General features: G+C 46.4%; 11 protein-coding genes. 4 read left to right on the top strand and 7 right to left on the bottom strand.

Annotated features, from left to right (window positions below):
* The first annotated feature begins 3 nt into the window (after positions 1–3).
* Together NDI48_08480 and NDI48_08475 are read left to right on the top strand one after the other, a co-directional pair.
* Entirely contained in the window at positions 4–1,095 is a 1,092-nt protein-coding gene (locus NDI48_08480) for an alpha-hydroxy-acid oxidizing protein (protein ID MEP0831245.1), read from the top strand.
* 132 nt (positions 1,096–1,227) lie between these two features.
* Positions 1,228–2,481: a SpoIID/LytB domain-containing protein gene (locus tag NDI48_08475; GenBank protein MEP0831244.1), complete on the top strand. Its 1,254-nt coding sequence runs from the start codon at positions 1,228–1,230 to the stop codon at positions 2,479–2,481.
* Between the two features lie 207 nt (positions 2,482–2,688).
* Here NDI48_08475 and NDI48_08470 read toward each other — a convergent pair whose 3' ends face one another.
* The 3 genes from NDI48_08470 to yidD form a co-directional block, all read right to left on the bottom strand.
* Positions 2,689–4,353 carry an ABC transporter substrate-binding protein gene (locus NDI48_08470; GenBank protein MEP0831243.1) on the bottom strand — a complete coding sequence of 555 codons (1,665 nt, stop codon included), beginning with the start codon at positions 4,351–4,353 and terminating at the stop codon, positions 2,689–2,691.
* 96 nt (positions 4,354–4,449) lie between these two features.
* On the bottom strand, positions 4,450–5,466 hold the full coding sequence (locus NDI48_08465; GenBank protein ID MEP0831242.1) for a TOBE-like domain-containing protein: 1,017 nt from the start codon (positions 5,464–5,466) through the stop codon (positions 4,450–4,452).
* 184 nt (positions 5,467–5,650) lie between these two features.
* Positions 5,651–6,169, bottom strand: coding sequence for a membrane protein insertion efficiency factor YidD (gene yidD / locus NDI48_08460; GenBank protein ID MEP0831241.1), 519 nt, complete (start codon positions 6,167–6,169; stop codon positions 5,651–5,653).
* 254 nt (positions 6,170–6,423) lie between these two features.
* Here yidD and chlP point away from each other — a divergent pair, with 254 nt between their 5' ends.
* Positions 6,424–7,647, top strand: a complete 1,224-nt coding sequence (gene chlP / locus NDI48_08455) for a geranylgeranyl reductase (GenBank protein MEP0831240.1) — start codon at positions 6,424–6,426, stop codon at positions 7,645–7,647.
* A 109-nt stretch (positions 7,648–7,756) separates the two neighbouring features.
* Here chlP and NDI48_08450 read toward each other — a convergent pair whose 3' ends face one another.
* Positions 7,757–8,086: a hypothetical protein gene (locus NDI48_08450; GenBank protein MEP0831239.1), complete on the bottom strand. Its 330-nt coding sequence runs from the start codon at positions 8,084–8,086 to the stop codon at positions 7,757–7,759.
* Between the two features lie 499 nt (positions 8,087–8,585).
* The gene (locus tag NDI48_08445) at positions 8,586–9,326 is read right to left on the bottom strand and encodes a response regulator transcription factor (GenBank protein MEP0831238.1); all 741 of its coding nucleotides are present in this window, start codon (positions 9,324–9,326) and stop codon (positions 8,586–8,588) included.
* A 454-nt stretch (positions 9,327–9,780) separates the two neighbouring features.
* On the opposite strand from NDI48_08445, the gene NDI48_08440 reads away from it, so the two are divergent.
* The gene (locus tag NDI48_08440) at positions 9,781–10,827 is read left to right on the top strand and encodes an alpha/beta fold hydrolase (protein MEP0831237.1); all 1,047 of its coding nucleotides are present in this window, start codon (positions 9,781–9,783) and stop codon (positions 10,825–10,827) included.
* 186 nt (positions 10,828–11,013) lie between these two features.
* On the opposite strand, the gene NDI48_08435 is transcribed toward NDI48_08440, so the two are convergent.
* Together NDI48_08435 and NDI48_08430 are read right to left on the bottom strand one after the other, a co-directional pair.
* Entirely contained in the window at positions 11,014–12,345 is a 1,332-nt protein-coding gene (locus tag NDI48_08435) for a TMEM143 family protein (protein MEP0831236.1), read from the bottom strand.
* A 100-nt stretch (positions 12,346–12,445) separates the two neighbouring features.
* A complete protein-coding gene (locus tag NDI48_08430) occupies positions 12,446–14,623 on the bottom strand; it encodes a tetratricopeptide repeat protein (GenBank protein MEP0831235.1) in 2,178 nt (725 codons plus the stop codon).
* Between the last annotated feature and the right edge of the window lie 47 nt (positions 14,624–14,670).

Below are 14,670 nucleotides of genomic sequence, written 5' to 3'. Positions count from 1 at the left end.
CTCATGACTCCTCCTACAAAACCGATTAACCTTTTTGAATATCAAACCCTAGCCTCCCAGCAACTTTCTCCGATGGCGAGAGATTATTACGCGAGTGGTTCTTGGGACGAAATCACGCTGCGAGATAATCGTGCAGCTTTTGAACGCTATAAACTCCGTCCCCGCATGTTAGTGGATGTGAGTCAACGAGATTTAAGTACCACAATTCTCGGTCAATCACTGCCACTGCCGATTCTCATTGCCCCAATGGCGTTTCAATGTCTGGCTCATCCAGAAGGGGAAATTGCCACTGCCAAAGCGGCTGCGAAATTGGGAAGCGTGATGGTATTGAGTACACTTGCAACCACCAGTATGGAAGACGTGGCGAGTGTGAGAAGCCAAACCCCTCAATGGTTTCAACTTTATGTCCATCGCGATCGCGGTTTAACCCGTGCCCTCGTAGAACGCGCTCACGCCGCGGGATTCCAAGCCCTTTGCCTCACGGTTGATGCTCCCGTGTTGGGCAAGCGGGAGAAAGATACACACAATCAGTTTGTCCTCCCCTCCGACATGGAACTGGCGAATTTCTCCAGATTAGCCCATTTGGAAATTCCCTACCAACCCGGTGAATCGGGCTTATTTGCCTATTTTTTAGAACAGCTTAATCCCGCTTTAACTTGGTCGGATTTGGAATGGTTGCAATCCTTATCCCCGTTGCCATTAGTGGTGAAAGGAATTTTACGGGGAGATGATGCGATTCGGGCGGTGGAACATGGGGCAAAAGCTGTGATGGTTTCCAATCATGGAGGCAGACAATTGGATGGTGCGATCGCATCCCTTGATGCCCTCAGTGAAGTCGTCGCCGCTGTTGGAGATCAAGTTGATGTACTAATGGATGGCGGTATCAGGCGGGGTACTGATGTGCTGAAAGCTTTGGCATTAGGGGCAAAAGCCGTACTGTTGGGACGGCCTGTCTTGTGGGGATTAACCTTAGCAGGAGAAGCGGGGGTAAAACATGTACTTGAGCTATTGCGGGATGAACTCGATCTGGCGATGGCTTTAAGTGGTTGTGCCAAGTTACAAGATATTGACTCCAGTTTAGTGGTTCGGTTGTGAGCAACACTCACAGGAAGGATGAACAAATATCCAATCCCTGCTGTTGGGATGTTTTCCCTAATGATTTGCTAAGCTGATTGAATTTGCGGTTGTTTTAATCTTCAGCCAAGCCAAAATTAGAAGTGAGGATGTATGTTTCGTCTGCCTAACAAGCACGCAATCTTTAACCGTTCCGTATTATGGTCGGTTTTCTTGTTCTCTGCCGCCTTGTTTGTGCCCTGGGTATTAGCAGAAACCTTACCCGATCAAGCTCAGTCAAAACTATCTTCTTTAACACCTTCCCCCCAGTCTGAACCTGCACTTCAACCGTCTCCAGATCCGCGTGCCGCCGAACAAGAATGGCATCAGCGTATTGCCAGCCAAAGTCTTTCCTGGGAACGCAGTCCAAATTCCGCTACAAGTCCAACCCCAGCCCACACTTCTAATTCCAAAACCAATACATCCCCATCTCAAGCGACTGTCTCTCAGACAAATAACCCCAAAACCAATACATCCCAATCTCAATCGGCTGTCCCTACAACCAAGAGCAATACCTCACAGCCCGTAGCTAAAGCTCAAACACCAAAATCTTCTAAAACCAATCAACCGAAAAATAAATCTCAGAGTTCTACCAAAAACAAGGCAAAAGGTACACAAAGTTCTCACACAACGCCGTCGATAGATATACGAGTGGCGATCGCCACTGGAGAGAAATCATTGGTGGTTGGTACCTCAACTGGGGGTGAACTCCGGGATGGGCGTGGCAAGGTTTTAGGGAAACTCCCAGCCAATGAAGCCGCAAACGTTGTCCCCAATGGCGCAGGTATGCGGGTAGGAAAGTGGGAAACACCAGCCGGTGTTTGGGTGAAACCCTCCCAAGGAGGATTTGTCTTCGTTGGGGATCGCTGGTACCGTGGCGATCTATTACTAGTTTCTCAAGGCAATACTCTCTTAGCGGTGAATTACGTTGATCTGGAGTCTTACATCGCTAGTGTGGTGGGTTGTGAAGTCTCTCCTAGCTGGCCGATGGATGCCTTAAAAGCGCAAGCGATTGCCGCACGTTCTTATGCTTTAGTTCATTATTTACGACCAGCCAATTCTCTGTACGATCTCGGTAATACTCAGCGTTGGCAAGTTTATCGAGGTGTGAATTCTGAATGGAATACAACTCGTCATGCTGCGGAGGAAACGAAGGGCGTTTTTCTCAGTTACAAAGGTGGGGTGGTTGAATCAATGTACGCCGCTAATGATGAAATTGTCAGCAAGGCGCATGGTGGTAGGGGAATGAGCCAAAATGGTGCTTTGAGTATGGCTCAACAGGGTTACAACTATCAACAAATTCTCGGTAAGTATTATCCCGGTGCGTCTTTGGCTTGGATGGATGTACAGTCGTCTAGTAAGCGGTAGAGGACTGGCTCACAGCGGAGAATAGAAGTGATATTGAGGCCATTACGATCCTAAGAGTATGTTTTTTTAACGCAGAGGGACGCAGAGGTTTGGAAGTTGATTTTTAGTTCATTTGTATGGCGTAGGAAAGAAGAGGGTTAGGAGGAGGAGTTGTCGCGACCAATCTTAATGATAGAGAGTGATCGCGCTGACGGGATGACCTTTTGTTTAAGCTCCTTTGGCGATTTGCCACAGAGGAAGCTGCTGAATGGGGTCTAGCTGAACTTGCTTTAATCCTTGTTTGGCAAAGGCATATTCTTTGGGTTGCCAAATCGGAATTAAGGGAATATCTTTAGCGAGCAAATCTTGAATTTCCGCAAAAATTTGTTGGCGTTTCTGGGGATTTTGTTCGGCGCGTTCCTGCTCAATTAGTTTGTTCATGCGATCGCTATAATAAAACGACCCCTGACTCTTACTCGCGCCTTCTTGGCAACCTTGAGCTTCTGAACCTTTGCTACAGCTCACTAAAGGCTGAATGAAGTTGTCGGCATCGGAGAAATCCGGATACCAATCCACTAAAGCTGTCTGATAAATCCCTTTGCCGATGTTGGCAAACAGCGTGGGAGCCTCTACCGGTTGCGGCTGAATTTGGAGTATCCCCTCTAATTTTTGGTTTGCATATTCTCTTAGGGTACTAGCCACCTGTTGCCGAACCGCTGAGCCGGTGGGGTACCAAATCTCTAACTTTAAGGGTTTCTCTTTGCTAAATCCTGCCTTTGTCAGCAGTTCTTTGGCTTTAGCAAAATTGCCGTCTCCGTAGGCCGTTTCAAACGTCGGCTTAGAAGCCTGAAAGCTAGTCGGTATTAGAGTATAGGCGGGTTGTGCCTGGTTTCTCAGGAGGCGCTCGTTGATCAGTTTTCGATCAATAAGGGAAGCAAGAGCTTGTCTCACCTCTAGCTGATCCAACGGTTTCTGCTTCACATTCAGCACCATGTAGCTCACTACATTACTTGGCGCTTCAATTACTTGCCAACCACCGGATTTGGCTCTAGTTTTCAGACTGGTAATCTGATCGGGATCAAGGGTTTGATAGGCAATATCAACGGCACCCGTGCTGAAGGAATTAAATAGATTGGCCGAACTGGTGAGGATTTGATAATCCAACCCTTGATTCGGGGGTTTGGTTCCCCAATACTGGTCAAACACATCCAAGCGAATCGAGTTGGCATTAAATGCAGTTAGCTTATAGGGGCCAGTTCCTACAAACTTTGTTGGCTGAAATTTCCCACTGCCAATCTCATAGGCTTTGGGCGATACGGCACACATCCCGGAGAAGGCGAGGAGTGAAGGAAATGGAGCAAAAACCTTTTTCAGTCTAATGGTCAGTTCGGACTTGCCTGACGGCTCCACTGATTGCACAATATCCGCTAGCAGGGACGACGGTTTACCCCCGTTTTGCATAAACCGCTTGAGAGAAAATGCCATGGCTTGGGCATCAAAGGCTGTCCCATCGTGAAACACAACGCCCTCGCGCAGGGGAATCTTGTAAGTTAAACCATCCGGGCTGACTTCGGGCAGTTTTGTTGCCAGTTGTGGAACGAGTTCGTCTGTACCCAGCTTGTAACTATAGAGGCGATCGCCCAAACTGTAGAGGACGTTACTCGCTGCCAATTCATAGGCATCTGCTGGATCGAGTGTCCTGGGTTTGAGAGTGGTGCCAACGACCAACCTGCCACTCCCGCTAGCGCTAGTACTGGGTGCAGCCGCTTGTTCAGTTTTGGGCCGCCCTCCACAACTAATGACGAGAGCGCAGCAACAAACCCATAAGGTTAGGTATTTTCCACTAGACCACCAGCGTTTACGAGATAGACGAAACCAGTTAAGCACTTGCATTGGGGATTGAGTTGGGATTGGCGATGAGCCAGAAGTTAATTATATTCAGCTATACATTACAGCTCAAAGCCAATCCCTGCACACGGCTTGATCTCACTATATTTCGTAATACAGCGGAAATGCCTTGGCGTCTCTGGGTTTGACGTAAACTTGCTGATCGGGTTCTAGTTTCAACTGATCGTACCGCTCCCGTGTCAGATTCGCCATCAGAACTTGACCATCGCCCAGGGTTAACTCTGCCTGAATTTCCCATCCCAGGTGAATCACACGCGTCACCCTAGCCGGGGCTGTTGAACCGTTGGGCTTGGTTTCCACGACGACATCGTGAGGGCGCAAGAAGATTTCGGGATGGGCAGAATCAAAGCCGCCGCTTTGAAAAATCTGGGCGCTGCTAGGCAGCACATTCACGGGGCCAATAAAACTCATCACAAATGGCGTGGCGGGGTTGTCATAAACCTGGGCGGGAGTTCCCACCTGTTCCACCCGTCCTTTATTCATGACCACGATTTCATCGGAGACTTCCATCGCCTCTTCTTGGTCATGAGTCACCAAAACGGTTGTCACATGGACTTCATCATGCAGGCGTCGTAACCAAGACCGTAAGTCTTTCCGCACTTTGGCATCCAAGGCTCCAAAGGGTTCATCGAGCAGCAAGACTTGGGGTTGAACGGCTAAGGCTCGTGCCAACGCGACACGCTGCCGTTGACCCCCCGATATTTGGGAAGGATAGCGATCGCCTAATCCACCTAACTGCACTAAATTCAGTAGTTCCTCTACCCGTGCCTTCACTTTTAACTTGGGTGTTTTGCGAATATCTAAGCCAAAGGCAACATTCTGTCGTAGTGTTAGATGTTTGAACAGAGCGTAGTGCTGAAATACAAACCCAATATTACGGTCTTGGACGCTAGTGTTAGTGGCATCTTTGCCCGTTAGCCAAATTTTACCCGTGTCGGGTGGCTCTAAGCCCGCAATCACCCGCAACAACGTAGATTTCCCAGAACCGGATGGACCCAGTAGGGAGACTAAGGAACCACTTTTAATTTCTAAGTTGACGTCATCAACAGCCCTAAAACTACCAAACTGTTTAGATACATTTTCAACAACAATACCCACGGCGATGAAACCTCTATGGAGCGATCGGCTTTTTTATACTGGGCGGTGTTACAAGATAGTGAGTTAACCGCTAACACTCTAATCCCCGGTTATTGGATAGGATTACTGTAGTCTTATATCATAAAACAATGACTTTTTGTGTGTTTTTTTATAATGTAACGGGAGAAAAATCTTTCCCCCTTTACTAGCCCCAACTGCAACAATCGGCTGAACCACAATCTAATGCTCCACACTCTAACCTAGACCCGCAATCCGTTGTAGAGCAATCACTTGCAGAAACGTTACAATCAGCTACTTCACAACCCAACTCAAAACTCAAATCTACACAATCGGCCATTTCCTCGATAGGGCAGCTATCGTTATGTACAGGTTGTGAAGAAGTCTTTCTTCGACGTTGCCTGCGTCGTTTAGTCTTTTGCTCTGGATTAGGACTATCTTCATTTTGGCAGCGATAGGAAGACCGGGCGTTCAAAATCTCATTAGCTTCTCGACAAGCCTGAAATCGTTGCCGCGATGCTCTAACGGCTTCCACTAAACCTTCTTGAGCAATCAAGCGTTTGATGTACTGGGAGCAGGATTCGCCACCATGTAGCAGGCGGTGAGCACAAGAAAAGCCTTTTTGAGGGGAAATGTGCTTCTGATAGCCAGCAATTAAGGCAATGGCAATTTGCTGGGGTACAGAAGCGGCAGCCAAAGTTTTCATTGAGTTGTAGGGGTCGAAGGAATTTGACCATGCACAGATTAGCTACAAACACTCAAACCCCCATTTAGGACGTCGCTGGCTGCGTCGCGACGTATCCTACAGGATGACCAATCACTCTATCCATTGTTAAATTATGTGAAGCACAGTTGTTAAGCAGTATTTCAAGTTGTGCCAATATCTAAGCTTGTCGGTCAGCTGTGCCGAAAGTCCGTGATACCATGCATTCCGTAGCTCTAGCAAGATTGGGAGAAAACATGCCAGCACTTAGAGTTGCTGTTGTTGGGTCAGGGCCAGCCGGATCTTCTGCCGCCGAGACTTTGGCAAAAGCCGGAATTGAAACTTATCTGTTTGAGCGCAAGCTCGACAACGCGAAGCCCTGTGGTGGCGCGATTCCGTTGTGTATGGTGAGTGAGTTTGACCTGCCAGCGGAAATCATCGACCGTCGGGTGAGAAAAATGAAGATGATCTCACCCTCTAATGTCGAAGTTGATATCAACATAGAAAAAGAACACGAATATATAGGCATGTGCCGCCGCGAAGTCCTCGATGGCTTCATGCGTAACCGTGCCGCGAAGTTAGGTGCCAAGCTGATTAACGGTACCGTTCACAAACTCGATATTCCGAGCAATAATACAGAACCCTATACCATCCACTACGCCGACCATTCAGATGGCAGTCTGGAAGGAACAGCCAAGACTCTGAAGGTTGATCTCGTGATTGGAGCCGATGGGGCTAATTCCCGTGTGGCGAAAGCCATTGACGCTGGGGATTATAATTATGCGATCGCCTTCCAAGAGCGCATCCGTCTGCCAGAAGACAAAATGGCTTACTACGAAGACTTGGCAGAAATGTATGTGGGTAACGATGTTTCCACCGACTTCTACGCTTGGGTCTTCCCCAAATACGACCATGTCGCCGTTGGCACCGGTACGATGAAGGTGAACAAAGCCGACATCAAAAAACTGCAAGCCGGTATCCGTGCTCGTGCTGCCAAACGCTTAGCAGGGGGAGAAATCATTAAAGTCGAAGCTCACCCCATTCCAGAGCACCCCAGACCGCGTCGCGTCGTCGGTCGGGTTGCGTTAGTGGGTGATGCTGCTGGTACAGTCACCAAGTCTTCGGGTGAAGGCATTTATTTTGCCGCTAAATCCGCTCGCATGTGTGCCGAAACCATTGTCGAAACCTCCAACGGCGGTACTCGCATCCCCACAGAAGCTGACCTCAAGCTGTATCTGAAGCGCTGGGATAAGAAGTACGGCATGACCTACAAAGTCCTGGATATTCTCCAAACCGTCTTCTATCGCTCCGACGCCACTCGTGAGGCGTTTGTCGAGATGTGTGCTGACAAGGATGTGCAAAAATTAACCTTTGACAGCTATCTCTACAAAACCGTTGTACCCGCCAATCCTTTTGTGCAAATGAAAATAACAGCCAAGACGATTGGTAGCCTGCTGCGCGGAAATGCCCTAGCTCCCTAAAACTCAGCCATCATCCTATTTATTCCAGAGGAGTGAGGCATTCGTCCCAAGACATATAATTTTAATTTCAATGTCTCAGATGAATTCTTCACTCCTTTTGGCATTTATTTCAGACTGCATTCTGTTGATTTAGTGAAGAACTTTTGTTAAGTTCCGATAGAATGAGATAAACAACGCCTTGTTGAACAAACTGTTTGATTTCAAGCTTTTCACGAATTGAACAGTATAAAGATTCAGGGGAAATTGTGATAATTTTCTCAGCATTGATCGCAGCATAGTTATTGGGAATCCGAGCCAAGATGTAGGTTAATAGCTTTTGCCGTAATCTCGGATTATTCAAAATTTTCTGATACGTAGCAGCCGGATAAATATGGCCTGAAAGATTTTCCATCTCTCCATTTATTTTTAATAAGGTTAAATTGACGACTGTTATATCCATTTTTCACTCCTTAGGTGTCACATTCCATAGTCCAGGTATTAGGAGAGAGTTATTTTTATCAAGAGGTGGCTGCGATGAAGGCGATGACAGGCTCCCTTGAAAAGTGTTATATTTTTCTCTCAAAGCTCAGGCTACCTTTAGGAACCCATTTTCTCTAAAGGTTTGATGAGGTTGTTAATTATGGTTGATTTACACCCTGATGAATGATGGTGTTGGTGCTTAGCAGCTATGTTGCCGCGTCACTGTTCACTCTACGGCTATCATTTATGGATTAGCGATCGCTCTTTTCAGAGATAGCTCACTCGTTTGTATCGTTGTCTATTAACTTGTTTTGTCCTGAGTGTACAGGCCAGAAGTAAAAAAATTGAGGAAGAGATCGGGAAGAAATAGGGAATCGAAATTTTGAATGTAATGGAAGCGAATCTATCAAGAGCAAAACAGGTCAATCCTGCGATGGGAGTGACCCTAATATTGGCTAAACAACCTGAAACGGATATTTTCAACTCGCTTCTGAATCAGCCTCTGCCATAGACTGATCAGCCGTGGGTAATTCTAAGCAATAACCTGCGCCATAAACGGTTTTGATATATCGGGGATGGCGGGGATCAGGTTCTAGCTTGGTTCTAAGATGGCGAATATGCACCCGAATCGTTTCGATATCATCATCTGGATCGTAGCCCCAAACCTCCTTCAGGATTTCGCTGGGAGAAACGGTTTGACCATGGCGCTGGAGTAAGCAGTGCAGAAGTTCAAACTCTAGATGTGTAAGTTTAACCGTCTCTTCAAACCAAATCGCTTCAAACCTTTCGGGAACAAGGGTTAAAGGCCCATAGTTCAAGATTTCTGCGTGCTTAGCGGCTTGCGGGATACGGTCTGTGCGTCTTAGCAACGCTCGTACCCGCGCCAGCATTTCTTCGAGTTCAAAGGGTTTGGTCAGGTAATCGTCGGCACCAGCATTAAACCCATCTACCTTATCTTGAGTTTGACCTAGGGCAGTCAACATCAATACAGGAATATCGGCAGTGCGCTCGTCCCGGCGAAGTCGTTGGCAGACTGTGAAACCATCGACTTTGGGCAGCATTAGGTCAAGCATAATCAGGTCTGGCTGGATCTGGAGAGCCAGTGCCTGGCCCTTGATGCCATCGGCTGCTTGATTAACTTCGTAACCAGCCATCTCCAAATTGATGGAGACTAATTCTGAAATTGCAGGGTCGTCGTCGATGACCAGTATCCGGGGCATCACTAAGAGTGTGAACTAAGGTGTCTGTTAACGTTCGATAAGAACTGTTAGCTGAGCTAAAAATACTTTACTGATTATAAGCACAGATTCTATATTCTTTTTGAAGAAACTAGGGGTAACTGAACTTTTTTCGGTAGTGATTTGACAATTACTCCGTTGTTCACCCTGTTTGCTTCCTCCTCACAGGAGGACATAGACCCATGAGCAGGTCTGTGGGAAGCTATGCCTTCAGCGGTTTGCGTCGCGACCCTCACACCGCCATCAATCCGAGTAGATCCATGCCAATGTGTAAAGATTTATAAAGGAAGTGATGGCGATTCGCTGAAGCGTTTTTGCAGTCAAGATTTCCACGTCAGGGTACTCTCACCCCTGGCACTGGCTGTAGGCTTCTATGGGTTGGCTCACTCCCAGCAATAGCGTCCTATTTATCCTTTCACTATCCCCCAGCCCCAGTATGCCCTATCCCTCTTACACTCCACCTTGGTGGATCCAAAATGGACTCCTCATGACTCTGTACACGGCTTTGTGGACAGCACGCCATTGGGAAAAGACCACCTCTGCAACAGAGCCGCTATATCAAGAAAAAATCTTTAGGGGTGCAGGCGGTGTGCCGATTTTTGGCCTTGTTGCCATCCCAGAGAACCCCCAAGGAACCTTTGTTGGTACCTATGGCATTACAGGCGACCTAGATAATCAATGGTTTCTTAGACTGCTGGGGCGTAAGGCATTTGCCCAAGGCTATGCCGTGGTTCTGTTTGACTGGCGAGCTCACGGCAAAACGGCTGAATTATCCCCGACATTAACCTCTGATGGCTTGTATGAAGGAGAAGATTTTGTCCGCATTGCGGCTCAGGCTAAGGCAATGGGGTGTCCCGCCCCATTCTGGTTTACAAGCTATTCTCTAGGAGGACAATTGGCGTTATGGGGTGTTAAAGCAGCGCAGACGATAGAGAGTTGGGGACAAGATTTGGGGCTGCTGGAGTCAGACATTAGGGGTGCGGCAGTGATTTGTCCTAGCTTGGATTCCAACCGTTCTCTCAACTATCTGGTGAATGCTCCATTGGGCAAGTATTTGGAAAAGGCGATCGCACGGCAACTCAAAAAACTGGCTTGGCGAATTCATGAGACTCATCCTGGAGCCATCGACTCAGCCGCTATTGAGCGAGCCAACAGTATTTGGGGCTTTGACCACGAACTGGTGATTTCGGGATTGGGCTTCTGTTCCGTAGAAGAGTACTACGACGCTAGCAGTGCGATGCACCTGTTACCTCATCTTAAAAAACCGACTCTAATCCTTTACGCTGCCGACGACCCCCTGTTTGATCCCACGCTTGTACCGGACTTGCAAGCGGCCTGTGCTGCTAATTCTGCGATCGACTTGGTGATAACTACATACGGGGGTCATGTGGGGTATCTCGCTAGTCCAGCTTGTCAGCGTCAAGGGAATGACCCCGATTGCTGGTGGGCATGGAATCGAATTTTAGAGTGGTGCAAGGGATGATTGATCAGGGGTTGACGCTAAGCCCTCCCTTTTTAAGACAAGCTTAGTGTGGGCGAAGCAATTCTTTCTTTCATTTTTCGGCTTTCTCATGGCATGAGGATTTGAGGTAGAGCGATTTGGCAACACTAACTCCGTTTAACCGTGATTTGCCTGCTTTATGCTCTTAATTGAAAGAAGATTAGTTTTTTACAGGCTATAGAGAAAAGCCTTGTCCCAAACGTAATCGATCACGGCTAAGGCATCATCTAAGGATAGAAGGTGGCAATAGCCTTGAGAATCTCTGGTGAGTATCGCTACATCGGGTGTATTCATTGACCCGGAGCCATCCTGAACAATCTTGCCACGTATCACTTCCAAATTGTGCAGGGGGCCATGAATATCAAAGTCAATTTGGGTGCCAAATTTCTCATCCATCCATACCTCAATTCGGTTATCCAACTGCTCGGGGGTAAGAGGTGTCTTGCTGGTTAGCAGGTGATAGAACACAAGGATAATTTCCTTACACTCTTCCTCTTCAGCCGCATCAATTAAAGACTGAAAAACGCGAACATTACTGGCTAGATTCCTAAAAAAGAGAGTTTCAGTTACATTTTTTTGAAATTTAATCTGCTTACTCTTGTAACTCGTGTATTGCTTGAATGCGAATCCGCCTAAGGTGAGTGATAGGGATAATATAGCCACCAGCACAGGCATAATATTCCGCGCTTCTTCCTTGCTGGGCGTCAATTGTTTTAAATGTTCAGGGCCGACAGTGACCAAGAGAATAACACCGATAACTAGTAATAGTTGGGGGAAAACTTTCAGTATGAGCGGAATAGCTGCCCCAATCGCTGGAATCCCAAACAAGAGGCGGTCTTTCCAAGTCATGCTAGTTTTGACATTGGGAAATAGGAACTCTATATCAAATTTTGGAATGTTTTTATAAAGGTAAACATACATTTTACCGGGCGTAAAATTTAGCTTATCCGGCTTAGCTTTTTTGGCAACAAAATAAGATTCTTCTTTAAATTTAATCAACAAAGCTACTCGTTCAAAGACATTAATTTTCTTTTTTCTCTTCCTGAAAAATTTCTTCACCCAAACACTTTTATAAATATCGCCCCGGCAGTAGCAGATCATCTGCTCGAAGTCGTTAAAATCGACATGGGTTTTAAGTTCAATCAATGACCTTGCTTCAAAGGCTTGTTGTAAGTTATCTTGTGATAGAGGAACATAATTTGCTCTTTCTAAAATATTCTTAAAGTCGGCAACAAGAATGGATTGCATAACCCCCCGCTCTTGGGGAGTGGTTTCAGTTCGAGACTTGGTATCAGCGTCCGGATCAAAAAGAGCATAGTTATCTTTTAAGCTTTCTAGATACCCATGAAACTGAAAATGGTAATAGGCAGCAATAATGGAGCAGAATTCTCGAAACTTTTGAGCTTCTGCGGAATCCAACTGACCATCTTCTAGGCAAAGTTCAATAAGGTCTGTGCGTCGATAGGGGATAAATGCTTCCCTGTCTTCATATGAAGCCATAATCCTAAACGTGCCTTCTTAGCCCTTTTTTAAGGATAAAACGCGACATGAGTTGTCGCATTTTCATCATCCTACAAGCAATGATAGATGATGCCTGGGATTAGTTCTTAGCTTCCCCCTGTTGTTTTTGGCCTTCTGGCTTCTTGGGTACCGCATCTAGCTGACTCTGCGCTTGGTTCCTGGCATCTTTTGCCGCTTGATAATCTGGCTTGTATTGGAGCGCTTTATCATAGGATTCAATAGCGTCTTGATATCGCTTTAAGTTAACTAAAGCATTGCCGCGACTGAACCAAGCTTCGTAGTGGTTGGGCTGAATTTCTACAACTCTGCTGTAAGACACGAACGCATCTTGGTAGCGTTTCAAGTTATAGAATGCATTACCCAGATTGTATTGGGCTTGGTAAAAATTTCTCCGTAATCGAATTGCCTTGCTGTAAGAAGCAACGGCTTCTTGGTAGCGCTGTAATTGATGAAGCGACCAACCGCGATTGTACCAAGCTTCCGAGTCGTCAGGATTGAATTTAACCGCTTGGTCAAATGAGGCAGATGCTTGCTCGTATTGCCGTAAATTAATTAGAGCGCTGCCTCGACTATACCATGCTTTAGAGAAGTTAGGCTGAAATTGAACAGTTTTATCATAGGATTCCACGGCTTCTTCATATTTTTTTAAATTAATTAAGGCATTTCCTCGCTGATACCAAGCATGAGGGAAATCGGGTTGATATTCAACCGCTTTATCATAGGATTTAACGGCTTCTTCATATTGCCTCAAATTATGCAGTGCCCAGCCACGATTGTTCCAGGTGGGAGCGTACTTAGGTTGAAGTTGAATGGCTTTATCAAAAGAGGCGATCGCATCTGAATATTGCTGCAATTTAATCTGCACATTGCCTTTACTATTCCAGGCTTCTAGACTATCTGATTGAAATTCAATAGCTCTGTCAAAGGAATTAATGGCTTCTTTGTACTGCTGCAAGGAATCTAGGGCGTTCCCTCGACCAATCCAAGCTTCTGAATAAGCCGGCTGAATTTGAATCGCTTTGTCGTAGGCATTACGGGCTTCTTCATATCGCTTCAGGGCTAAAAGAGTACTACCTTTTCCCTTCCAAGCTTCTGCGTATTCGGGTTTCAGTTCAACGGCTCGATTATAAGATGCAAGTGCATCATCATATCGCTTCAATTCTAAGAGCGTATCGCCCCGTTTATACAACTCCGTTGCATTAGAAGAATTGACAAAATTAACTATCAGTACTGTTGCCGCCAACCCCAAACTCAGGACACCCATTGAAATTAAAACTTTGTACAGTAACGATTTAGATAGTTTTGGCTTGGCACTAATCGGTTTTGGTGATGCAGCAGGGAAGGAAACAGTACTTTTAGAAACAGTCTTTAATTCATTAAGCGCTTGTAAGACTAAAGCTGCTGATTGGTAGCGTTGCCGGAAATCGTAGCGCACCATTTTATCTAATACTTCGGCAAATTCAGAGCTAGCCGATGCCTTTTCATTCCAACTAAGTTCACCTGTATCGGGGTTGATTGGCAGTTGCTCAGGGCTGATGCCGATCAGGGCTTGAATGCCCACCATTCCTACAGCATAAATATCACTGCTTAATTTAGGATTGCTGTTGGCTTGTTCGCTGGGTAAATAGCCAGGAGTACCAATTGCGACGGTAACGTTTGTTCGTCCTCCTTGAACGACTTGAGTGCTAACTTGTTTAACCGCCCCAAAATCAATTAAAACTAATTTGCCATCTTGCTTCCGTCGAATGATATTGCGCGGATTGATATCTCGATGAATGACGTTCTGCTGATGAACAAAATCTAATATTTCTAGAATTTCCTTTAATAGGGAAATCACCTCGTCTTCACTCCAGAGACCCCCCCTACCTCCCCCTTGGTAAGAGGAGGCATTACCTGTAGTAGCCCCCCCTTGGTAGGGGGGAGTTGGGGGGGTGAGTTCTTTACTCAAGTCATCCCCTTCAATGAATTCCTGCACCAAATAAAATTCTTGATTTTCCTCAAAGTAAGCAAAAAGTTGCGGAATTTGGTCGTGACTTCCCAACCGATGCAAGACTTTAGCTTCCGTATCAAATAGACGCCTTGCCGTTTGCAGAGTAAAGGGGTCAGTTGCTTGAGGTTTCAGTTGCTTGACGACACACTGCTGGTGGTCGGGCAAGTGCTTGTCTTGTGCCACAAAAGTTTTGCCAAAGCCACCTTGACCCAGTTGGCTGATGATAGTGTAGCGTCCACCAATTGTTTGTCCAAGACCCAAGTTCATGCAGTTTCACCGAAGGAATGCAGGCATCGCAGGGATGATTACTCGAT

Origin of the sequence: Microcoleus sp. AS-A8 (assembly GCA_039962225.1) — a bacterium.
Taxonomy (GTDB): domain Bacteria; phylum Cyanobacteriota; class Cyanobacteriia; order Cyanobacteriales; family Coleofasciculaceae; genus Allocoleopsis.
Note: the sequence above shows the minus strand (reverse complement) of the source record. Positions and strands in the feature narration are given on the sequence as shown.

What these genes read in the sequence shown, in the direction of transcription:
- NDI48_08435 (MEP0831236.1), bottom strand. Translation starts at nt 12,345, where the DNA reads ATGGCTTCATATGAAGACAGGGAAGCATTTATCCCCTATCGACGCACA.
- NDI48_08440 (MEP0831237.1), top strand. Translation starts at nt 9,781, where the DNA reads ATGCCCTATCCCTCTTACACTCCACCTTGGTGGATCCAAAATGGACTC.
- NDI48_08430 (MEP0831235.1), bottom strand. Translation starts at nt 14,623, where the DNA reads ATGAACTTGGGTCTTGGACAAACAATTGGTGGACGCTACACTATCATC.
- NDI48_08480 (MEP0831245.1), top strand. Translation starts at nt 4, where the DNA reads ATGACTCCTCCTACAAAACCGATTAACCTTTTTGAATATCAAACCCTA.
- NDI48_08475 (MEP0831244.1), top strand. Translation starts at nt 1,228, where the DNA reads ATGTTTCGTCTGCCTAACAAGCACGCAATCTTTAACCGTTCCGTATTA.
- NDI48_08445 (MEP0831238.1), bottom strand. Translation starts at nt 9,326, where the DNA reads ATGCCCCGGATACTGGTCATCGACGACGACCCTGCAATTTCAGAATTA.
- NDI48_08470 (MEP0831243.1), bottom strand. Translation starts at nt 4,353, where the DNA reads ATGCAAGTGCTTAACTGGTTTCGTCTATCTCGTAAACGCTGGTGGTCT.
- yidD (MEP0831241.1), bottom strand. Translation starts at nt 6,169, where the DNA reads ATGAAAACTTTGGCTGCCGCTTCTGTACCCCAGCAAATTGCCATTGCC.
- NDI48_08450 (MEP0831239.1), bottom strand. Translation starts at nt 8,086, where the DNA reads ATGGATATAACAGTCGTCAATTTAACCTTATTAAAAATAAATGGAGAG.
- chlP (MEP0831240.1), top strand. Translation starts at nt 6,424, where the DNA reads ATGCCAGCACTTAGAGTTGCTGTTGTTGGGTCAGGGCCAGCCGGATCT.